This window comes from Paraburkholderia largidicola (genome assembly GCF_013426895.1).
GTDB lineage: Bacteria > Pseudomonadota > Gammaproteobacteria > Burkholderiales > Burkholderiaceae > Paraburkholderia > Paraburkholderia largidicola.
Genome location: NZ_AP023175.1, coordinates 323,751 through 343,514, shown reverse-complemented (window position 1 = coordinate 343,514; position 19,764 = coordinate 323,751). Strand labels below are relative to the sequence as shown.

20 protein-coding genes are annotated in these 19,764 nt (G+C 63.5%); 12 read left to right on the top strand and 8 right to left on the bottom strand.

The features are described 5' to 3' along the window. Window positions 1-27: 27 nt before the first annotated feature. Window positions 28-384: an HPF/RaiA family ribosome-associated protein gene (locus tag PPGU16_RS18260; RefSeq protein ID WP_180724076.1), complete on the top strand. Its 357-nt coding sequence runs from the start codon at window positions 28-30 to the stop codon at window positions 382-384. 51 nt (window positions 385-435) lie between these two features. Here the strand turns inward: PPGU16_RS18260 and PPGU16_RS18255 are convergent, their stop codons facing one another. Beyond that, complete coding sequence (locus PPGU16_RS18255) at window positions 436-1,257, bottom strand: SIR2 family NAD-dependent protein deacylase (RefSeq protein WP_180724074.1); 822 nt, start codon at window positions 1,255-1,257, stop codon at window positions 436-438. 148 nt (window positions 1,258-1,405) lie between these two features. On the opposite strand from PPGU16_RS18255, the gene PPGU16_RS18250 reads away from it, so the two are divergent. Together PPGU16_RS18250 and PPGU16_RS18245 are read left to right on the top strand one after the other, a co-directional pair. Continuing rightward, window positions 1,406-2,173 carry a bestrophin-like domain gene (locus tag PPGU16_RS18250; protein ID WP_180724072.1) on the top strand — a complete coding sequence of 256 codons (768 nt, stop codon included), beginning with the start codon at window positions 1,406-1,408 and terminating at the stop codon, window positions 2,171-2,173. 129 nt (window positions 2,174-2,302) lie between these two features. Next, a complete protein-coding gene (locus PPGU16_RS18245; protein WP_180724071.1) occupies window positions 2,303-2,941 on the top strand; it encodes a LysE family translocator in 639 nt (212 codons plus the stop codon). Between the two features lie 103 nt (window positions 2,942-3,044). On the opposite strand, the gene PPGU16_RS43085 is transcribed toward PPGU16_RS18245, so the two are convergent. Next, window positions 3,045-3,173, bottom strand: a complete 129-nt coding sequence (locus tag PPGU16_RS43085; RefSeq protein WP_007749609.1) for a hypothetical protein — start codon at window positions 3,171-3,173, stop codon at window positions 3,045-3,047. 462 nt (window positions 3,174-3,635) lie between these two features. On the opposite strand from PPGU16_RS43085, the gene PPGU16_RS18240 reads away from it, so the two are divergent. Genes PPGU16_RS18240 through PPGU16_RS18230 form a run of 3 tightly spaced genes read left to right on the top strand, consistent with a single transcriptional unit; the run spans window position 3,636 to window position 6,521 of the window. Next, a complete protein-coding gene (locus tag PPGU16_RS18240) occupies window positions 3,636-4,445 on the top strand; it encodes an acetoacetate decarboxylase (RefSeq protein WP_180724069.1) in 810 nt (269 codons plus the stop codon). Window positions 4,446-4,475: 30 nt separating this feature from the next. Continuing rightward, window positions 4,476-5,258: a 3-hydroxybutyrate dehydrogenase gene (locus tag PPGU16_RS18235; protein WP_180724067.1), complete on the top strand. Its 783-nt coding sequence runs from the start codon at window positions 4,476-4,478 to the stop codon at window positions 5,256-5,258. A gap of 9 nt (window positions 5,259-5,267) precedes the next feature. Further along, window positions 5,268-6,521 (top strand): DUF3734 domain-containing protein, encoded by a 1,254-nt coding sequence (locus tag PPGU16_RS18230; RefSeq protein ID WP_180724065.1) that lies wholly within the window; start codon window positions 5,268-5,270, stop codon window positions 6,519-6,521. Between the two features lie 98 nt (window positions 6,522-6,619). Here PPGU16_RS18230 and PPGU16_RS18225 read toward each other — a convergent pair whose 3' ends face one another. After that, window positions 6,620-8,101 carry an alkaline phosphatase family protein gene (locus PPGU16_RS18225; protein ID WP_180724063.1) on the bottom strand — a complete coding sequence of 494 codons (1,482 nt, stop codon included), beginning with the start codon at window positions 8,099-8,101 and terminating at the stop codon, window positions 6,620-6,622. A 402-nt stretch (window positions 8,102-8,503) separates the two neighbouring features. Here PPGU16_RS18225 and PPGU16_RS18220 point away from each other — a divergent pair, with 402 nt between their 5' ends. Continuing rightward, window positions 8,504-9,004, top strand: a complete 501-nt coding sequence (locus tag PPGU16_RS18220) for a helix-turn-helix domain-containing protein (protein ID WP_180724062.1) — start codon at window positions 8,504-8,506, stop codon at window positions 9,002-9,004. Window positions 9,005-9,006: 2 nt separating this feature from the next. Further along, window positions 9,007-10,338, top strand: a complete 1,332-nt coding sequence (locus tag PPGU16_RS18215) for a type II toxin-antitoxin system HipA family toxin (RefSeq protein ID WP_180724060.1) — start codon at window positions 9,007-9,009, stop codon at window positions 10,336-10,338. Window positions 10,339-10,391: 53 nt separating this feature from the next. Here the strand turns inward: PPGU16_RS18215 and PPGU16_RS18210 are convergent, their stop codons facing one another. Then, window positions 10,392-12,641 carry a phospholipase C/P1 nuclease family protein gene (locus PPGU16_RS18210; protein WP_180724058.1) on the bottom strand — a complete coding sequence of 750 codons (2,250 nt, stop codon included), beginning with the start codon at window positions 12,639-12,641 and terminating at the stop codon, window positions 10,392-10,394. A gap of 295 nt (window positions 12,642-12,936) precedes the next feature. Here PPGU16_RS18210 and PPGU16_RS18205 point away from each other — a divergent pair, with 295 nt between their 5' ends. Further along, window positions 12,937-13,410 carry an NUDIX hydrolase gene (locus PPGU16_RS18205; RefSeq protein WP_180724057.1) on the top strand — a complete coding sequence of 158 codons (474 nt, stop codon included), beginning with the start codon at window positions 12,937-12,939 and terminating at the stop codon, window positions 13,408-13,410. Window positions 13,411-13,518: 108 nt separating this feature from the next. Here the strand turns inward: PPGU16_RS18205 and PPGU16_RS18200 are convergent, their stop codons facing one another. Both PPGU16_RS18200 and PPGU16_RS18195 read right to left on the bottom strand, forming a co-directional pair. Continuing rightward, the gene (locus PPGU16_RS18200; protein WP_180724055.1) at window positions 13,519-13,827 is read right to left on the bottom strand and encodes a superinfection immunity protein; all 309 of its coding nucleotides are present in this window, start codon (window positions 13,825-13,827) and stop codon (window positions 13,519-13,521) included. 56 nt (window positions 13,828-13,883) lie between these two features. Beyond that, window positions 13,884-14,162: a hypothetical protein gene (locus PPGU16_RS18195; protein WP_180724054.1), complete on the bottom strand. Its 279-nt coding sequence runs from the start codon at window positions 14,160-14,162 to the stop codon at window positions 13,884-13,886. 317 nt (window positions 14,163-14,479) lie between these two features. Between PPGU16_RS18195 and PPGU16_RS18190 the strand changes: the two genes are divergently transcribed. Continuing rightward, entirely contained in the window at window positions 14,480-15,421 is a 942-nt protein-coding gene (locus PPGU16_RS18190; RefSeq protein WP_180724052.1) for a TIGR03571 family LLM class oxidoreductase, read from the top strand. A 28-nt stretch (window positions 15,422-15,449) separates the two neighbouring features. On the opposite strand, the gene xth is transcribed toward PPGU16_RS18190, so the two are convergent. Together xth and PPGU16_RS18180 are read right to left on the bottom strand one after the other, a co-directional pair. Beyond that, the gene (gene xth / locus PPGU16_RS18185; protein WP_180724051.1) at window positions 15,450-16,448 is read right to left on the bottom strand and encodes an exodeoxyribonuclease III; all 999 of its coding nucleotides are present in this window, start codon (window positions 16,446-16,448) and stop codon (window positions 15,450-15,452) included. Window positions 16,449-16,516: 68 nt separating this feature from the next. Further along, a complete protein-coding gene (locus tag PPGU16_RS18180) occupies window positions 16,517-16,909 on the bottom strand; it encodes a DUF3597 domain-containing protein (RefSeq protein ID WP_180724049.1) in 393 nt (130 codons plus the stop codon). Between the two features lie 406 nt (window positions 16,910-17,315). On the opposite strand from PPGU16_RS18180, the gene PPGU16_RS18175 reads away from it, so the two are divergent. Both PPGU16_RS18175 and PPGU16_RS18170 read left to right on the top strand, forming a co-directional pair. Next, on the top strand, window positions 17,316-17,894 hold the full coding sequence (locus tag PPGU16_RS18175) for a DUF2760 domain-containing protein (protein WP_180724047.1): 579 nt from the start codon (window positions 17,316-17,318) through the stop codon (window positions 17,892-17,894). Beyond that, complete coding sequence (locus tag PPGU16_RS18170) at window positions 17,891-19,750, top strand: Hsp70 family protein (RefSeq protein WP_180724045.1); 1,860 nt, start codon at window positions 17,891-17,893, stop codon at window positions 19,748-19,750. Before PPGU16_RS18175 ends, PPGU16_RS18170 begins: the two co-directional genes overlap by 4 nt. Window positions 19,751-19,764 lie beyond the last annotated feature (14 nt).

Genomic DNA, 19,764 nt, shown 5'->3' with positions numbered 1-19,764 from the left:
GAGCCGTACCCACGAAGGAGGTGTCTCATGCAAGTCCTGTTCAAGTCCCGCGACCGTGAAGCCGTCCGACTGCGCAGCTTCGCGCGCCAACGCATCCGCTTCGTGTTTCGGCGCATGGACTGGCTGATTTCGAAGGCGACCGTCAGCATGTCCGACATCAACGGTCCGCGCGGCGGACTCGACAAGCGCTGCCAGGTGCAGGTGCAGACGCCCGACGCGACGCCCGTCGTCGTGACGTCGATCGCAAGAGACTGGCGCGGCGCACTCGATCTGGCACTGGCCCGCGCGGCGCGTTCGATCATACGCAGGCAGCAGGCGCGCATCGCGACGCGGCGCATCAGTCAGCGCGAGCCCGCGTGGATCACGCAACCTGATGCCGTGTAAGCAGCAGAGCCGATAGCGGCACACGCAACGGCGCCCCGATGGCGCCGTTCGCTATACCTTCATGAACCGATCGAGCAATTCGAGGCCGTCGATTGCGCCGCGTGCGAGCCCAATCCCGTGATGCGGCGCGATGCCGAAATCGCGTGGATTGATGCGGATGACGCGCGGTCCGTTTTGCTCGCTGAAGTAACGCACGGTCGGTATGGCCTTGCCCGCGCCTATTTCGATCACGACCAGACGCTCGACCGCAGACAGCCACGCCTGTAGCCGCGCCTCCTGCTGCTCGGTGCGCAACGCGATCCAGTCGTAGTCGCCGAACATCAGGATATTGGGCCTTGCCACCGCGCCGCACTTCGGGCAGCGCGGCAGATCGCTCACGAGTTCGCAAGTCGATTCGTCGACGACGGGTTGTACATCGGCGGCCGGCCACAGTCCGTCGTGGCAGAGTTCCGAGCATTGCAGCACGTGAATGGAGCCGTGGCACTCGGCGATGGCCGCAGCGTCGAAACCCGCCGCCTGAAACTGCCCGTCCACATTGCTGGTAAACACGGCAAGGCCGCGCGGCAGCGCCTGCGCCCAGCGCAGCAGAATATCGAAACCCCGATGCGGCACCGTGCGCCGATACAGATCGAGCCGGTGCCCATAGAAGCCCCAGCAAAGCCGCGGATGCAGCGCCATCACGCGCGGATTGGCCATGTCCTGAAAGGTCAGCCGATGCTGCTTCAAAGCGGGATACGCGCGCCAGAAGCCCTCTGCGCCGCGATAATCGGGCAGGCCCGAATCGACGCCCATCCCCGCCCCGGCGGTCACCAGCATACCGTCGGCCTCGCGCAGCCACGACACGGCGCGCCTGATTCGTTCGTTCTCGTCCATGGCGCCACTCTAGCAATTCGCCCGGCAGTCGTCTTGTGAGCGACGCGGCGCTATCGGACAATAGCGTCGCAATGGCGCGTTCATGCATCCACGCGTATTGGCCGTTCCTTTCCGCTTTGCCGACCGCAATCGAACCGGAGACGTGCAGATGCCTTCGCTGATGAGCCACCCGCTGTTTCTGTTTTTCGTGTCATTCGTAGCAATGTCGATCGGCGCGTATGCCGGCGCGATGCTGATGCGCCGGCACCGCAAGATCGTCGACGAAATCCGCGACGACTTCAACGTCGTGCAGGCCGCGACGCTCACGCTGCTCGCGCTGATGATCGGCTTTACCTTTTCGATGGCCGTGAGCCGCTACGACCAGCGCAAGAACTACGAGGAAGAAGAAGCCAACGCGATCGGCACCGAATACCTGCGCGCCGGTCTGCTGCCCGATACCGATGCGCAACGCGTGCAGACCTTGCTGCGCGGTTATGTCGATCAGCGCATCCGCTACTATCTGGCGCAAGACGACGAGAGCATCGCGCGGATCAACGCGGCGACGAACCAGCTCGAAAACGATCTATGGATGGCCGTGCGCAAGGTCGCCGTCGAAAAGCAGACGCCCGTGATCGCGCTCGCCGTTTCCGGCATGAACGACGTGATCAACACACAGGGCTACACGCAGGCATCGTGGTGGAATCACATTCCCGTGACCGCGTGGTCGTTGATGCTGGGAATCGGCCTGTTCTGCAATCTGCTGATCGGCTATGGCACGCGTGGACAGATCAGGCGCAATGCCGTGCTGCTGATATTGCCCATCGTGATCTCGCTTTCGTTCGCGCTGATCGCGGATATCGATAGTCCGCGTGGCGGGCTGATCCGGCTCGCGCCCGTCAATCTGATCGCGCTGTCCCAATCGCTCGGCACGAACTGAATTGCACATCTGGCAGGCGCGTTGCAGGGGTTGCGCGATGCATCTATTCTTTCGGCACGCGCACCTTCATGACCTGGCGCGCCTGGCCAGGCTCTCGCGCCGAAAGCCCCCGCTCAAGGAGACCGTTCGATGTCCGCATCCGCCGCTGTATTCGCCATTCTCGTCGCGTTGTTGCTGGGCGCGATGATTCCCGGCCCGAGTTTCGTTCTCGTCGCGCGAAATTCGATCAGCCTGTCTCGCGGCGACGGGTTGTCGACCGCGCTGGGTATGGGCATCGGCGGCATTTTCTTCGGCGGGCTGGCGCTCGCCGGTCTTTATACGCTGCTGGTCGCCGTCGAATGGCTGTATATCGGACTGAAAGTGGCGGGCGGTTTGTATCTGATCTACATCGCGTCGAAAATCTGGCGCGGCGCGGCCCGCCCGATTGCGATGGACAACGCCGGTGCCGCGCACAACCGCAGCGCGAAGAAATCGTTCTGGATTGGATTGACGACGCAGCTCAGCAATCCGAAGACGGCGATCTGGTACGGCAGTATCTTTGCCGCACTGTTGCCGCAGCATCCGCCCGTCTGGTGCTATGTGGTGCTGCCGCCGCTGGTGTTCGCGGTGGAGTTCGGCTGGTACACGGTCGTCGCGCTGTGCTTTTCGAGCCGTGGCCCGCGCGAGGTCTATCTGCGCGCGAAAACGTGGATCGACCGGATCGCCGCGGGCGCCATCGCGGCGCTTGGACTGCGGCTGATTTTCGCGGCCCGAAAAGCCGGTATCTGACGACAGCGGCACCAGCGCCCCCGCGCTCCGTGACGCTGGCGCAGCGGAACGCTGATGAACAAAGGGGAGTTCAGATTGAACTCCCCTTTTTTATGCGAAATGCTTAGCGGCGATACGCTTCAGCGAGCACCGCGCAGTGCTGCAGGTGCAGGTCGACGGCGCGGATAGCGAGTTCGCGCAGACGCGAAAGCCAGCTCGTGGACGGAACAGCGGCGGTCGTAGCTTGTTGCATGGCGAACTCCTTGTGCGGGTAACACCCTAGGTAATAACCCTAGTATATCGCCGTACATGTCGCGCCGCAACAAAATCAAAAACATTTCTACGATGATTTCGTGGCGGCCGCCGCCGGCCGCCGAACCAATCCGTCCGACGCCGTGTGCTTTCCACGCGAACCGATTGATTAGCTCGTTAATCAATCTCATCAGATTATCTACAACACAAATAAAAATATCTGACTTGCCAGCCATCGAATGCATGACATCCGTATTTCGTTTTCGCGTCATCGATATTTCGCTCACGAAAACAGCTTATGCCGATTTTCACAATGATTGACGTTTATCGTCCGTGCCTGAGAGGCCGTGTCACTGTTGCGTCCAGACCAACGGTGTATTGGAGAAATTAATGTGATCCCGAAAAAAGTTTTGCTCTAAGATTCGCGGTGCTCCAACAACGCCCAATGCCTAAGAGGAAGTTCATGGACATCAAATCGATCCGGCAATCCGCATTCGCGATGCCCGTTCACAATCCCGCCTACCCTCGCCCGCCGTTTCGCTTTCTCAATCGTGAGTACTTCATCATTTCGTACGAAACCGATATGGATGCGTTGCGCGCCGTGGTGCCCGAACCGCTGAAGCCGGAAAACGCGCTGGTCCATTACGAATTCATTCGCATGCCTGATTCGTCGGGCTTCGGCGACTACACGGAAAGCGGCCAGGTGATTTCGGTGCGCGACATGGAAGGACGTCTTGCGAACTACACGCACTCGATGTACCTCGACGATGAAGGCCCGATTGCCGGCGGCCGCGAAATCTGGGGCTTCCCGAAGAAGCTCGCGCGCCCCAGATTGGGCGTCGACGGTAACGACACGCTGCTCGGCACGCTCGATTACGGCACGCAACGCATCGCGACGGGCACGATGGGCTACAAGCATCGCACGATCGATATCGAAGCCGAGCGCGCCAAGCTCGCCGACACACCGAACTATCTGCTGAAGGTGATTCCGCATGTCGACGGCACGGCACGCATCTGCGAACTCGTGCGCTTCTATCTGCGCGACGTGACGGTGCTCGGCGCATGGAGCGGGCCGGCCGCGCTCGAACTGCATCCGCATGCGCTCGCGCCGATTGCCGATCTGCCGGTGAAGCGCGTCGTCGGCGCGCGGCATGTGATCGCCAATCTCACGCTGGATATCGGCGAAGTTGCTTTCGACTACCTGGCGCCTGCGCAAGCGGAAACGCAGACCGCAAAGAAGTCGAACGACGACGCGCTCGAACTCGCGGTTTAACGCACTCCACATTTTTCAAGGGAACACACCATGTCACTGCAAAACAAGGTCGCGCTCGTGACGGGCGCAGCAAGCGGTATCGGCGAACAATGCGCTCGCAAGCTCGCGAGCCTCGGCGCTGCCGTCGTGATTGCGGATCTGAATCTGGAGAATGCGCAGAAGGTTGCGTCGAGCATCGTCGAAGGCGGCGGCAAGGCAATCGCGGTATCGATGGACGTGACGAATGAAGAAGCTGTCAACGCAGGGATCGAGCGCGCGGTGAAAGAACTCGGCAGCATCGACGTGCTCGTGTCGAACGCGGGCATTCAGATCGTTGCGCCGATCGAAGAATACGCCTTCTCCGACTGGAAGAAGATGCTCGCCATTCATCTGGACGGCGCGTTCCTCACGACCAAGGCCGCGATCAGGCACATGTACGACAGCAAGCGCGGCGGCTCGATCGTCTATATGGGCTCGGTGCACTCGCATGAAGCATCGAAGCTGAAGTCGGCCTATGTCACCGCGAAGCACGGCCTGCTCGGCCTCGCGCGCGTGGTCGCGAAGGAAGGTGGCCCGCGCGGCGTGCGTGCGAATGTCGTGTGCCCGGGCTTCGTGCGCACGCCGCTCGTCGACAAGCAGATTCCCGAGCAGGCCAAGGCGCTCGGCATCAGCGAAGAAGAAGTCGTGAAGAACGTGATGCTGAAGGAAACGGTCGACGGCGAATTCACGACGGTCGAAGACGTCGCCAACACGGTCGCTTTCCTCGCGGGCTTCGAATCGTCCGCGTTGACGGGACAGTCGGTGATCGTCAGCCACGGCTGGTCGATGAAATAAGGAGCACGTATGCGCAGCGACACAAAGAAAGTCATCCCGCAGCCGGAACCGTTTGTGTTGCCGCGCTACGACGAAATCGCGCTCGTGCTGCAAGGCGGCGGTGCGCTCGGCTCGTATCAGGCGGGCGTCATCGAAGGACTCGCCGAGGCGAAGGTCGAGCCGCACTGGATCGCAGGCGTGTCCATTGGCGCGCTCAACACGGCGATCATCGCGGGCAATGCGCCGGAAAATCGTGTGGCGGCATTGCGCGGTTTCTGGAATGCGATCTGTCATCCGCTCGACTGGGTTGGCAGCGTGAGCGCGTGGACGCTGCCCGGCCTGGGCCTGCATGACCTGTCGCGCAAGTGGGCCAGCATGTGGGCAGCGGGCCGCGCGCTGACGGAAGGCCAACCCGGCTTCTTCGCGCCGCGCTTTCCGTTGCCGCTGGCGGGCCTCGGCAAGCTGGACCCGAGCCGCGTCAGCTACTACGACACGGCCGCATTGCGGGCGACGCTGCTGCAATACGCGGATTTCGACCGCATCAACGACGGTGCGATTCGCGTGTCCGTGGGCGCCGTGAACGTGCGCACGGGCAATCTCACGTACTTCGACAACCGGAAAATGCGCCTCGAACCGGAGCATTTCATGGCGTCGGGAGCGTTGCCGCCGGGTTTCCCGGCTGTCGAGATCGAAGGCGAATACTACTGGGACGGCGGGCTCGTTTCGAATACACCGCTCACGGAAGTGCTGCGCGATTCGGATCATAAGGACACGCTGGTCTTTCAGGTCGACTTGTGGAGCGCGCGCGGCAATGCGCCGGGCGATTTCCCCGACATTTCCGAGCGAGCCAAAGACATCCAGTATTCGAGCCGCACGCGCGCAATCACGAACATGCTGGCCGAGCGGCAAAAGCATGCGCGCTTCATCAAGGAACTGCTCGAACATGTGCCGACGTCGGTGCTGAAGGCTGATCCGCTGTTCCGTCTCGCAGAGCAGGCAGCGGACGGCAGCGCGATCAACGTCGTGCATCTGATCTACAGGAACAAGCCGTACGAAGGCCATTACAAGGACTACGAGTTCAGCGTGGACACGATGCTCGAACACTGGCAAAGCGGCCTCGACGATATCCGCGACTCGTTCTCGCATCGCGACTGGTTCGATGTGCCGAGCCGCGAACTCGGTTTCGTCACGCACGACGTGCACCGCCCCGCTGGGTCCGTGCCCGAATCCGACAAGCAGCCCGTCGAGACCGAACTCGGCAAGCGACGCAAGGCAGCGGCGTGAGCGCTGCGAACGGGCGTCGACAATGAAATGCATTGCGGCTCTGCGACGTATGACGCAGAGCCGCAATGCCATCGATCCATGCAAACGCCGCGCAGAATTTACATGCCGCCTGGAAATCCTAGCGCGGTCGCTTTCGCGCGCAAGTCGGCGAAGCGTCCGCCCGGGGCGTTGGTTTCGACTGGCTGAGAGGCCGCCTGAGATGCGGAGGTGGACGGCACCTGCTGGCTGTGATCGACGCCGCCAAGCCCAGGAATGATCCCCGCGGTCGAGCACGCTACACCGAACGTGCCTTGCGTCACCGGAATCGCGGGCGCGTCGGTTCGCGCGGCGTCGGTGAAGTCGAGCGCGTACGCCATGTTGAAGGTACTCGCATCGCTCGCACGCACGCCCAGCGGATCGATACCGAAGCGCCACGCAATCAGTTGATGAATCGAGCTGGGGTCGAACGGATAGCGCGACACCATGTTCGCGCGCACGCGCGGCCCGAACAGCATGCACGGCACGCGAAATCCGAGCCGGCCATCATTGCCGACACCCTGCTCCGCCGTCGATACAGGCTTGACGGGCGGCACCGCGTGCTCCATGAAGCCGCCCCATTCGTCATACACGAGAATCATCAGTGTCGTGCTCCAGTTCGGACTGGTGCGCAGCGCGTCGTAGATCTGACCGAGCAGCACCTGACCGTTGCGCACGTCGGCGTGCGGGTGATCGTCGTTCGACGTGCCTTGTGCCTCGCCCGCGAAACTCGGATCGACCATGCAGAACGATGGCAGATTGCCCGAAGCCGCATCAGAGAGAAACTCCGCGAACAGCTTCGAGCGACCGACATAGCGCGTACCGTACAGCGCGGTGAACGGGACGTCGTGGAAGTAATACGTCGACGAGATGTTTTTTGCGTCGAGCCGGTCCCAGATGGTCGGCAGCGTCGACGTATCGACACTGTCGTCGAGGCGGTCGGTCTCGCCACTGTGCAGATAGAGGCGGTTCGGAAACGTCGCCGACAGAATGCCGCTCATGTAGTAGTCGCAGACCGTGTACTGCGTGACGGCGCCGCGATAGAAGTCGAGATCGGCCGCACCGAAGTAACCGATGGGCAGCAGGTCGCCGCGCAAGAGACTCGTGCCCGGCGTGAGCAGAAAGCCGTTCATCGCGCCGTTGGCAAGATGTGTGCGCCCTGCGCTGTACATATGGTTCGGATCGGAGAAACTGCACGCCTGGAACCCGTACGCTGCGTTCGACGTCAGCGCGAACGACGATTGCGTCTGACCAAATGCGTCGGTGAACTGGCGCGCCTGCTGATGCTCGGCGTTCGGCACCCAGCCGAGCAGATGATCGAACGAACGGTTCTCCATCGTCACGAGCACGACGTGATCGATCCCCGAAGTGGCGGGCGCCGGCAGCGCTGGCCGTGGAAGACTGGCGCGATCGGGGGGAATGCCATTCGTCGAACCGGTGCTGCCCGACGATCCTCCGCCGCCGCCCCCGCCACATGCCGACAACGCGACACTGCCCGCGAGCGCCGCCAGGATCTTGCGGCGCGTGGGATCGGGCGGATTCGAAGAGTGTGAATCGTTGCTCATGGCATGACCTCCGTTGTTATGAACTTCCATCGGGTCGCCGTTGCCTGATCGCGCGGCGAGATCAGCCTTTGCCAGCACTTCACGTACCCGCGTGTAACGGAATGCTTGCGCTGCGGCGCAGCGTGCGTTGCATGCTGCGATGAGTGCCTGTCGTTCGTCCCTGAGCCCTGTCACTCGACGACGCGATTCGATGCGCAGTCCGCTTTGCGAGGCATTCTCAAACGGGTTGCCCGTCGCCCTGACCAGATACAGGTTTTAGACTGTATTTTTTATTTACAGCTTATAGACTGTATATTGCCAATACAGGTTCAGGTCTGTATTCTGTACCGAAGGGGAAGCGCGTGCAGCGCCTGCCCCAGCCTAAGTTCAACCCGGATCAACCCGTGTCCTCCGAGGCCAGCCGTGGACTATTCCGTCAAGACGCTCAGCCAGTTGCGCCCCGTTCTGCGCGGCTTTCGTAAAGCCGCTGGACTTACGCAGGCCATGCTTGCCGAGCGGCTCGGCATCACGCAGCAAAGCTATGCGCAGTTCGAGGCAGACCCGGCCGCCGCTGGAGTCGAGCGGCTCTTCACGGTCTTGCGGCTGCTGAACGCCGGAATCACGCTCAGTCAGGACACACCTTCACCCGCAAACGCGGCGCCCGTGGCAAAGATGGCGTCGTCGAACCGCGTCGCGGCACCGGGCCGCGACACGCCGAAGTCCGCGCCGCGCAAGCGCGCAGCGAAGTCCGCAATGAAACCCGCAACCGAGCGCGCCGCACCCGCTACAAAGACGCAAAAACGCGAGCCAGCCAGCGCGGCCGCCCGACAGGCACCGCGCAAGCCCTCGGCCACGCCGGGTGCGCGCGCCGCGGCACGAACCCCGCGCAAGGCAAGCGCGCCGAAGAAACGGGAGCAGTGGTAAGCATGGGGCGCCGTTCGCAGACCCAACGCCTCGACCTGTGGATGAACGGCCTCGCCGTCGGCTACTGGGAAAAGTCCAGCGGCGGCGAGCGTCTTGTCTACTTCGACGACTGGATCGGCGACGAACAGGGCCGTCCGCTGTCGCTGTCCCTGCCGTTCACGCCGGGCAATCAGCCGTATCGCGGTGCCGTCGTGTCGGCATTCTTCGACAACCTGCTGCCCGACAGCGAACCCATCCGGCGCAGAATGGCGCAGCGCTACCAGACAGGCAGCACGGCGCCGTTCGCTCTGCTCGCCGCGCTCGGGCGCGATTGCGTCGGCGCGATCCAGATGCTGCCGCCGGGTGAAACGCCCACCGACCTTTACCGCATCGGCGGCGACACACTCACAAGCGATGACATCGCGCGACTGCTGCGCGACACGACCGCGGCGGCGCCGCTTGGCCAGCGCAACGAGGCGGCCGACTTGCGCCTATCCATCGCCGGCGCGCAGGAAAAGACAGCGCTACTGCGTCACAAAGGCCGCTGGGTGCTTCCGGCAGGCAGCACGCCGACCACGCATATCCTGAAGCTGCCGTTGGGATTGGTGGGCAACATGCGAGCCGACATGCGCACGTCGGTGGAAAACGAGTGGCTGTGCTCGAAGATCGTCGCCGCCTACGGACTGCCCATCGCCGGGTGCGAGATCGCGCGCTTCGGCGATCAGAAAGCGCTCGTCGTCGAGCGCTTCGACCGCAGGCTGTCGAGCGACGCAACGTGGATCGTGCGCCTGCCGCAGGAAGACATGTGCCAGGCGACGGGCACGCCGCCCATTGCGAAATATCAGGCCGACGGCGGCCCGGGCATCGACGCCGTCATGCACATCCTCGCCGGGTCGGACAATGCCGCCGAAGACAGCGCGCGCTTCTTCACGACCCAGCTGATCTTCTGGCTGCTCGCCGCCACCGACGGCCACGCGAAGAACTTCAGCATTGCGCATCTGCCGGGCAACCAATATCGGGCGACGCCGCTTTACGACGTGCTGTCCGCGCATCCCATCATCGGGCGCGGCGCGAATCGTATTCCGATGCAGAAGGCGAAGCTGGCAATGGCCGTGCGCGGCACGAGCAATCATTATCTGATCGGTCAGATACTACGGCGACATTGGATCACGCAAGGCCAGCAGGTCGGCTTGCCGCCGGATGCCGTCGACGACATGATCGCGTCGGTCGTGCACGCCACGCAGGGCGTCATCGATACCGTCGCCGCTCAACTCCCGTCAGGCTTTCCGGAAGATCTGGCGTCGGCGATCTTCGACGGCATGTCCAGGCAGAGCAAAAAGCTCGCGACCGCCTAGCCCGAAAGCGGCGCGCAGAGCGTCACAGCCGCGCGCCGCCCGCGCCCGATCCATCAGCCGATCACCGGCCCGATCTTGTCGATGGTCAGCGAAGGCAGGAACGTCTTGTCCTGATACACCTTTGCAAGCGCCTGCTCGCTGATTTCCCGCGCGCCGGCCGGCAGCGATGTATCGGCGGCGGCATACGCGGCTTCCCACATCGCGGCGAGGTAGCGTGCGCCTGCGCCCATCAGTTTCGCCGTGTCGTCGCCGAACGCATCCCACAGACCATCGATGACACGCGCCGAGCTTCCGCCGCCCAGCCGGATGTACTCGTCGATCAGCGTGGACGGCGGAAGGATCGTCGCCGCCTCGGCCATCAGCGTGACGGTCGCGAACGCCGCATCTCGTCCATCGTCGATCTTCGGAATATCCCCTTCGAACGCTTGCGCCTGCGGCCCGATCTTCGGTAGCAGTTCGTCTGAGTGACGGTCGACCATCTTGTCTTCGAAGGCCGCATGCACGCCCTTGCCCGGCCATTTCTTCGCCGTCGTGCCGGGCGCGTCCTTGTAGCCGTCCGAGTGATACGAGCCGTGCAAAGGCTGGCACGCATCGCCGACGTAGTGCGCCAGCACGCCCGCCGCGCAAAGAAACTTCGTGTCGTTACGCGCCTTCAGCTGCCTGACCATCTCGTCGAAAATCTGCCACACGCGAAACGGCAACAGACCTTCGTAACGCGCATCGGTTTCGCCTTCATCCGCATACCACTTCGACCACACCGCAACGCTCATGTTGGCTATATTGCCGAGCGTCACGTCGCGCAGCGTCTTGCCGTCGCCGTCCGGCTGGTCGATATCGGCGTAGTGATTCGGATGCTCGGGGCCCGCGTTCTGCGCGTAGTCGCGTCCGCCCGGCACGCGGTTGGGCGTCTTCTTCCACACGAAATCGGGCACATCGGCAAGCTCGACGAAATCGCCGCGCGCAAGCTTCTCGCGGATCTGCTCCGGCGTGAGTTCGTCCGGGCGAAAACTGATGCGCTCGACATTCACTTCGAGAAAATCACGCAGCGGGCCCTGCTTCACCGACTGGATTGCCGCCGTCGCGATGCTGTAGTGGCCCGTTTGTCCCCAGTACGGATTTGCGCCGACGTTGTGCGCGCGCACGAGGTCCACGTCGAGCAGCTGGCACGCTGTGCTCAGCCCCGTCGCGAGCGCGTAGTTCAGACGTGCGCCGTCGTCGCTGGCAAGCGATTGTCCGCCCCATTCGATCGCAAGCGGAGTCAGACTGCGCGCGCCGTCGCCGGATGTGGCCGCGAGCGAGGTCAAATACCACAACGTCCCCGAATCGCCGGGCTGCGTCTGCGGACTGCCGTTCGCGGGCGCGATCAGAAACTGCGAAACATAGTCGTAGCCGGCAAGCGACTTGTGCCGGTAGAACAGAGCCTTGATCGTGCCGTCGAGCGCGCCCGATGCGCTGCCGAATGCCGTCACGGGCTGATCGATCAGTTGCAGGCTCAGGCTCAGCTCGTTGATATCCGCGACATTGCCGATGCTGCCTTCGATGCCGAACGGCTGGCTCGACCAGTCATTCGCGTCGTGCACTTCGACGAGGCCGATATCGAGCGTGAGGAAGCTGCGGCTGCCCGCTAACCCGGGGAACACGGCGGTGAAGGGTTCGCGCGTCAGCTGCCGGTCCGACGCAATGCCGACTTCGGCTACCGCGCCGCGCAACAGCGCCTTCACGGGCGATCCCGGCTCGCCGCATACATGGCGATTGGTGAGCGCGTAAGTCGTATGGCCGTCCGTCACGAGACAGCCGACGCTCGCCGTGCGCTCGATACCCTGTGCATCCGCGATCAACGGACAGCCGCCGCCGATATACGTCGATGGCCAGCGTGCATCCGCAGGGGCGCTGGTGGCGGGCGCCGTCGGCTCGACGGCGACCACGCAGACGGGCACCGCGCGGCCATCGGGCATGTACAGCGTGCGCGGCACCATATGATCGGGGTCGACGTTGCCACGGCCGAACTCGGTCGCGTCGACCCAGTCGCGCACCAGCACGATCACGGCAGGCCACGAATAAGGACGCACTTCGGAGTTGTCGAACGTGCGTACGCCCTTCGGTTTCGCGCGGGTCTCTGCGTCGCCGTTCGCGCCACGCTGCTGGTCCGGCCACGGCTCGTCGTTTCGAATCAGATACAAACCAACGGCCGTACCGACGACATTGGGTTTGTTCGACAGATGCCAGTGATACAGATCGCGTGCTTCGAGCAGATCCTTCAACGACAGGCTCTGGAAATTGTGCTGCGTGGACAGTGGATTCATCGATTCACCTCGACGCTCGCCGGTCGCATCGACCGGCCGTTGCAGGCACGCCGCCGTGACGTCCAACTCAATGCATGCTGCACGCATGACGCGCGGCGGCGCGTGGTCGCGTTCAAGGTTCTCCGATACATATGACAGCGTTGGGTCATTTTTCGTGAGCGCTGTCATCAAGATGTCACGTCCCATACTCAACATCGGCGGACAATATGGGCGAATGGCGGCTGAGAGCGCCATCGCATCGCGCGGCATGGGGCGTGCTAGTCCTGCTTTCGCGTCCCTACATGGAAGAGACACTGTGAAGCAACGTGCGACTGTCGTGTGCCTGATGGGCACGCGCATTCTGCTGGTCGGCAAGGCCAACTCGCGCTGGTCGCTGCCAGGCGGCAAACCGGACGCCGGCGAAACATTCGAAGCCGCCGCCGTGCGCGAACTGATGGAAGAAACGCGCCTTCAGGCGGCGGGCATGCAATATCTGTTCGAGTTCGCGGGCGCGCGCACCTGTCATCACGTGTTCGCCGCGCATGTCGACGAACGGCAAACGCCAGTGCCCAGCAACGAGATCTTGCGTTGCACGTGGGCCAAGGTCGCCGATATTTCCGATCTGGATACGAGCGTGTCGACGCGTGGCATCGTCGATGTGCTTGCGCTGAACCGCAACTACGATCCGCGCGTGCAGAGCCGCTATCAACGCGCCGATGCGTTCGTGCAGAATCTGCGCGAGGCGTTGCACGACGTGCGACTACGGGGATGGACGCCGGCGCTGTGGTAACTACGCCTTTTTGGTTTGTTTCGGCATCCGCATCAATTTCACGCAGACATGTCAAAACAAAACCGCCGGCCTCGCACAGGCCGGCGGTTTCATCTATTCAAACGCTGCTTACGCGGATAGCGTCGACTGGCGCCGCTCCGCGCGCGCCCGGCGCGAACGCGCGACGATCTTCGCAATCGTCACGCGACCCAGCGACCGACGGGTGTTCGACGCCAGCTTTGCGAGCCGCTTGTCGCTCGCGCGATGACGCGCCCACACGAACGCTGCAATCCAGCCAACCACGGTCCAGCCGAACAGCACGTTGAAGATCGTCAGCGCAAATGCATCTTCGCGCTCGCGCGCATCGGCGACGATGGCGGGCAGAAAATACACGACGACTGCCGCCAGCAACACCAGTCCTTCGAAGAATGCTCTCATGGGATCACCTCCTGCTTCTCTTCCGCGCGGCGAGCCTTGCCCGCCGCGCGCAGCGATCAATGACCCTTGAACACGTTGACGTCGTTAGCAGCTTGCGCCGGCTGACGGCTCCCCGATTCCGACGATGCGCCCGTCACGCCGCCAACGGCTTCGTTTGCAGCCGCGGCCTGGTTGCGTTCGGCGGCGAACGTCTGAGCGCTGACGCCGCGCTGCGAAGCGGGTGCGCCAACGGACGGGCGATAAAACGGCGCCGGACCATAACCCGAAGCAAAAGCGGGAGCGGCGACAGCGGCAGAGACGGCGACCAGCAAGGCTGCGATAAGGCGGGTTTTCATGACGTAACTCCAGAAAATGTTGAATCAGGGAGGCGTCGCAACCGGATGGATTTGGCGCGGCGTCGATTGAGAGTGAGTTTAGTCGAGCTCTATCGAATTTCTATGCTCATAGATTGAAATCACAGTTCCCAAATTCCAAACAATGGGAGGCACGCACGGTCGTGCGGAAGCTTTGCCCATGCGGCGCGCAGGGTTGTTGTGCGCAGTTGTTATGTCCATTGCGCGGTGGGATTTGCGGCGCGATGCTAGGATCGGCTTCCGTTGAAATACCGCTATTGCCCGTCACGCGATGACGGCGGCGAAGCACGCGAGCACCGATGAGCACAGCCCAATCCACAATCGATCACCGGGTATTTTCCGAAGGCCATCTGTCGGTCGGGCTGACGCTGCCCTTGCTGCGCTCGGGCCAGATCGTCGCGGACTTTCGCGAGCAGATCGAACTGGCGGCACTGGCCGACTCGCTCGGTTTTCGCGCGCTCTGGGTTCGCGACGTGCCGTTGAACAGCGCCGACTATCCCGATCCTGTCGGGCATCTCGATCCATGGGTGCTGCTCGGCGCGCTCGCCTCCCGTACGACACAAATCGCGCTCGCGAGCGGCGCGATCGTGCTGACGTTACGTCATCCGTTGCATATCGCGAAGGGCGCGGGCTCCGTGCAGACGCTGTCGAATGGCCGCTTCATACTCGGCCTCGGCTCAGGCGACAGACCACCTGAGTACGCCGCGTTCGGGCGCGATGCCGAAGCGCGGCGCGAACTGTATCGCACGCACTGGGAGACGGTCGCGGCTGCACTCGGCGAAACGCCGCGTGTGATACCCGATCTGCAGCCGGAAGATGCACCCGAATTCATGCTGCTGCCGCAGCCGCCGTTGCCCGTGCCGATGCTCGCGGTCGGCTCGGGCGGACAAAGCGTCGACTGGATCGCGCGGCATTCGATCGGCTGGATGACCTATCACCGCGAGCCTGAAACGCAGCGTGCACGGCACAGCATGTGGCGCGCGGCCGTCGATCGTCTGCCGACACCTTCGTTTCGCGCGTTCGGTGTCGCGATGCGGCTCGATCTGAGCAACAACCCGCATGAGCCGGCGACGCCGCTGTCGCTGGGATATCGCGCGGGACGGCGTGCGTTGCTCGCTGTACTGGACGACATGCGCGAGAACGGCACGCATCATGTGACGCTGAATCTGAGTTCAGATCGTCCTGTGCGCGAGGTGATGGAGGAAGTGGCCGCGGATGTCTTGCCGAGGTTTCATGCGTGATGCGTATTTCGATTCGCGCAACGTGAAGTTATTTTCCGGTCTTCTTTGAGACGGCAGCCTTTGGTGTTCGAGCGGCGCTCTGTCCGGCAGCAGTTTTCTTCACTGCAGTTTTCTTCACTGCAGTTTTCTTCACTGCAGTTTTCTTCACTGCAGTTTTCTTCACTGCAGTTTTCTTCACTGCAGTTTTCTTCACTGCAGTTTTCTTCACTGCAGTTTTCTTCACTGCAGTTTTCTTCGCATTGACCGTGCGCCCCTCGAGATCGAGCACGACCCACGTAGGCGCGTGATCGCTCGCATGCGGCTCGCCTCTCACCCAGCGGTCGACGCCTGCATCGCGCATCATCGCCGCGACGGGCTTGTTCAACAGCAGATGATCGATGCGTAAGCCCGAATCACGCTGCCAGTGTTGCCGGAAGTAATCCCAGAACGTGAAGATCTGTTCGTCGGGAAAGCGCGTGCGCAATGCGTCCGTCCATCCCTGCTTCAGCAGCCGCGCATAGCATTCGCGGCTTTCCGGTTGCAGCAACGCATCCTTGAGCCACGAGCGCGGGTTATAGATATCGAAGTCAGTCGGCACGACGTTGTAGTCGCCCGCCAGCACGACGGGATGGCCGGAATCGAGCAGCTTCTTCGCGTAGACGATCAGCCGCTCGAACCATGCGAGTTTGTAGTCGAACTTCGGCCCGGGTTGCGGATTGCCGTTCGGCAGATACAGACAGCCGATCAGCAAGCCCTCGACAGCGGCCTCGATATAACGGCTATGCGTATCGTCGGGGTCTCCGGGCAGACCGCGACGCGTTTCGAGCGGCTGGGCGTCCCTCGCGAGAATCGCGACGCCGTTCCACGACGTCTGTCCATGCCAGATCGCACCGTATCCGGCGCGATTGATTTCAGCTTCGGGGAAGCCCGCGTCGGGCGCCTTCAGCTCCTGAAGGCACACGACATCGGGCGCTTCCCGCTCCAGCCAGGCAAGTAATGCGGGCAGACGCGAGCGAATGCCGTTGATGTTGAACGTGGCGAGCTTCATGATCCACGCGCCGACGCAAGTCGCATACCCGCGACGGCGCGCTCACGCGCTTCGCCCACGCGAATCGCTCAGCCCTTCAGATCGTCCGGCACCTTGCCGCCGTTTTCCGCGAGCTTCGTCATCACCTGCTTGTGCAGCCAGATGTTCATCGACGCCGAATCGTTCATGTCGCCGCTGTAATCCAGTTCCTCCGCGAGCTGCTTGCGCGCGCCGAGGCTGCTGTCCAGCGAAAGCAGCTTCATCAGATCGACGATCGACGTGCGCCAGTTCAACTTCTCCGAATTCTGCTCGGCGAGCGCGGTGAGCACCGCTTCGACATCGACAGGCTCTGCCGGCGCGGCAGCGGGCGCCGACGCGGGCGCGGCCTCGGCGGCTGGCGCCGCGTCCGGCGTCGATGCAGCCTGCACGGCCGGATGGCTCGACGGGAAGATCTTGCTGAGGATCGTGCTGAAAATGCTCATGGCTTGCCTCCGAAAAACGGTTGAACGCAATAGCGCGCACGGGCCGTATGGCCGTGAAGACCCGCCGCGTCCTGGCAACACGCGAACCGCTGGCGACATAGCCAACGAACGCACGTCCAGGTCGCATTGCACGTACCCGGACGCCCCCTATCCTCGCCGCAAAAAATGACAGGACGATGCCGCTTATTGTTACGCGAGGACGTAAAATCCGGCCGCCAAACTTGCGCAGGAATCAGACTTAGAACCGGCCCAGGCTCGCAACAAGGCAAAATACGGGTTTTGACGCGGACAGATCGAGCGTGCGTCCGCCCGTTTGCGGCGGCCGCCACCGTCCGCCCCGAATTCCACGCCGCCGCGCGACAGCCGCGCGGCGCGACCGTATCCAAAGAATCAGGAGCGATCTTTCATGACCGAACCGAACGTTTCGTTGCTGGGCAGGCTGTCGCTTGCCTTCGGAACATTTTTCAGCATTCTGGGCGATGGCGACTTCGCTGCCAGCGTGCTGCGTCTGCGCAGCGGCGCAGCGCCCACGCCGGCACCGGCTCCCGCCGCAGCGCCCGTAGCGGCACCCGCCCCGGCCCCTGCGCCCGTCGTCATCAAGGAAGCCACGCCCGAAGCCGCGCTCCAGTTGCTCGGCCTGCTCCAGCGCGATGCACGCTTCATCGATTTCGTCGAGGAAGACATCGCGAAGTATTCAGACGCCGACATCGGCGCGGCCGCGCGCCTCGTCCATGACGGCTGCCGCGCGACGCTGCGCGAGCACTTCACGATTCAACCGGTGCGCGACGAAGCCGAAGGCAGCCGCGTGACGATCAACGAAGGTTTCGACGCGACGGCGATCCGCCTGACGGGCAACGTCGTCGGCAAGGCGCCGTTTTCGGGCAGCATCAGCCATCGCGGCTGGCGCGTCGCCGACGTGCGTTTGCCCAAGCTCACGCAGAGCCACGACGCCACCGTGCTAGCCCCCGCCGAGGTGGAACTATGAGCGATCCGCGCTATTCGATCGGTATCGATCTGGGCACGACGCACTGCGCGCTGTCGTACGTCGATCTCGCCGCGAGCGACGGCGAAAAGACCGAGCAGCAGGTGATGCCCGTTACCCAGCTGACCGCGCCAGGCGCGATCGAAGACCTCGATCTGCTGCCGTCGTTTCTGTATCTGCCACATGAAAGCGAACTGACGCCCGGCGACCTCGCATTGCCGTGGACGGGCGAGCGTACCTTCGCCGTCGGCGAAATGGCGCGCAGCCGCGGCGCAGGCACGCCGATCCGCCTCGTGTCGAGCGCGAAAAGCTGGCTGTGCCATCCGGGCGTCGATCGCCGCGCGGCCATTCTGCCGAGCGACGCGCCGCCCGAAGTCGCGCGCGTGTCGCCGCTCGAAAGCTCGGTGCGCTATCTGACGCATCTGCGCGAAGCATGGAACCACGCGCATCCCGACGCGCCGTTCGACCAGCAGGAAATCACGGTGACGATTCCCGCGTCGTTCGATCCCGCCGCGCGCGAGCTGACGGCGGAAGCCGCCAACGCCGCCGGCTACGGCCAGATGACGCTGCTCGAAGAACCGCAGGCCGCGCTCTATAGCTGGATCCAGAAGAGCACGGGCGGCTGGCGCAAGCAGGTCAAGGTCGGCGACATCATTCTCGTCGTCGACGTCGGCGGCGGCACGACCGACCTCTCGCTGATCGCCGTGATCGAGCGCGAAGGCAATCTCGAACTGCATCGCGTCGCGGTCGGCGATCACATTCTGCTCGGCGGCGACAACATGGACCTCGCGCTCGCGCACGTGGTCGCGCGCAAGCTCGCATCGCAAGGCACGCAGGCCGATCCGTGGCAACTGCGCGCCCTCACCTACGCGTGCCGCGGCGCGAAGGAAACGCTGCTGTCCGACCCGTCGACGGATGCCGTGCCCCTCGTCGTGCCGAGCCGCGGCTCGAAGCTGATCGGCGGCTCGATCCGCACCGAACTCACGCGCGACGAACTCACGCAGACGATCCTCGAAGGCTTTTTCCCGCAAGTCGATTCGTCGGCCCGGCCGATAACCCGCACGCGCGCCGGCCTCACGCAGCTCGGTCTGCCGTACGCGCAGGACGCGGGCATCACGCGCCATCTCGCGGCGTTTCTCGGTCGCCAGGTCGCGGCGCTCGCGGAGCTGCAAGGCACGCAGGCGCTGGGCCAGTTGCCGCTCGAAGCCAGCGCGACCTTCCTGCATCCGACAGCCGTGCTGTTCAACGGCGGCGTGTTCAAGTCGCCGCTGCTGGTCGAGCGGATCATGTCGACGCTCAACGGCTGGCTCACGGCCGACGGCGCCGCGCCGGCGCGTCTGCTCGAAGGCGCGGACCTCGATCTCGCCGTGGCGCGCGGCGCCGCGTACTACGGCTACGTGAAGCGCGGCCGTGGCGTGCGTATTCGCGGCGGCACGGCGCGGGCGTACTACGTCGCAATCGAATCGGCGATGCCCGCCGTGCCCGGCATGGAGCCGCCCATCTCGGCGCTGTGCGTCGCGCCGTTCGGCATGGAAGAAGGCACCGACGCGCCGCTGCCGGAACAGGAGTTCGGGCTGGTGGTCGGCGAGCCGGTGCATTTCCGGTTCTTCGGAAGTTCGGTGCGGCGTCTCGATCAGGTCGGCACGATGCTCGATTACTGGTCGCCAGAAGAATTGCAGGAACTCGAAGAGATCGAAGCGTCGCTGCCCGCCGAAGGCCGCACCGTCGGCGAAGTCGTGCCCGTCAAGCTGCACGCGCGCGTGACGGAAGCGGGCACGCTCGAACTCGAAGCGATTCCGCGCGGCACGAACGAGCGCTGGAAAGTCGAGTTCGACGTGCGCGGCGGCGCGCAAGGCTGACCATCAAGGCTTCG

Coding starts and splice junctions, on each gene's coding strand:
- PPGU16_RS18260 (WP_180724076.1), top strand. CDS start 28: ATGCAAGTCCTGTTCAAGTCCCGCGACCGTGAAGCCGTCCGACTGCGC.
- PPGU16_RS18255 (WP_180724074.1), bottom strand. CDS start 1,257: ATGGACGAGAACGAACGAATCAGGCGCGCCGTGTCGTGGCTGCGCGAG.
- PPGU16_RS18250 (WP_180724072.1), top strand. CDS start 1,406: ATGCCTTCGCTGATGAGCCACCCGCTGTTTCTGTTTTTCGTGTCATTC.
- PPGU16_RS18245 (WP_180724071.1), top strand. CDS start 2,303: ATGTCCGCATCCGCCGCTGTATTCGCCATTCTCGTCGCGTTGTTGCTG.
- PPGU16_RS43085 (WP_007749609.1), bottom strand. CDS start 3,173: ATGCAACAAGCTACGACCGCCGCTGTTCCGTCCACGAGCTGGCTTTCG.
- PPGU16_RS18240 (WP_180724069.1), top strand. CDS start 3,636: ATGGACATCAAATCGATCCGGCAATCCGCATTCGCGATGCCCGTTCAC.
- PPGU16_RS18235 (WP_180724067.1), top strand. CDS start 4,476: ATGTCACTGCAAAACAAGGTCGCGCTCGTGACGGGCGCAGCAAGCGGT.
- PPGU16_RS18230 (WP_180724065.1), top strand. CDS start 5,268: ATGCGCAGCGACACAAAGAAAGTCATCCCGCAGCCGGAACCGTTTGTG.
- PPGU16_RS18225 (WP_180724063.1), bottom strand. CDS start 8,101: ATGAGCAACGATTCACACTCTTCGAATCCGCCCGATCCCACGCGCCGC.
- PPGU16_RS18215 (WP_180724060.1), top strand. CDS start 9,007: ATGGGGCGCCGTTCGCAGACCCAACGCCTCGACCTGTGGATGAACGGC.
- PPGU16_RS18210 (WP_180724058.1), bottom strand. CDS start 12,641: ATGAATCCACTGTCCACGCAGCACAATTTCCAGAGCCTGTCGTTGAAG.
- PPGU16_RS18200 (WP_180724055.1), bottom strand. CDS start 13,827: ATGAGAGCATTCTTCGAAGGACTGGTGTTGCTGGCGGCAGTCGTCGTG.
- PPGU16_RS18195 (WP_180724054.1), bottom strand. CDS start 14,162: ATGAAAACCCGCCTTATCGCAGCCTTGCTGGTCGCCGTCTCTGCCGCT.
- PPGU16_RS18190 (WP_180724052.1), top strand. CDS start 14,480: ATGAGCACAGCCCAATCCACAATCGATCACCGGGTATTTTCCGAAGGC.
- xth (WP_180724051.1), bottom strand. CDS start 16,448: ATGAAGCTCGCCACGTTCAACATCAACGGCATTCGCTCGCGTCTGCCC.
- PPGU16_RS18180 (WP_180724049.1), bottom strand. CDS start 16,909: ATGAGCATTTTCAGCACGATCCTCAGCAAGATCTTCCCGTCGAGCCAT.
- PPGU16_RS18175 (WP_180724047.1), top strand. CDS start 17,316: ATGACCGAACCGAACGTTTCGTTGCTGGGCAGGCTGTCGCTTGCCTTC.
- PPGU16_RS18170 (WP_180724045.1), top strand. CDS start 17,891: ATGAGCGATCCGCGCTATTCGATCGGTATCGATCTGGGCACGACGCAC.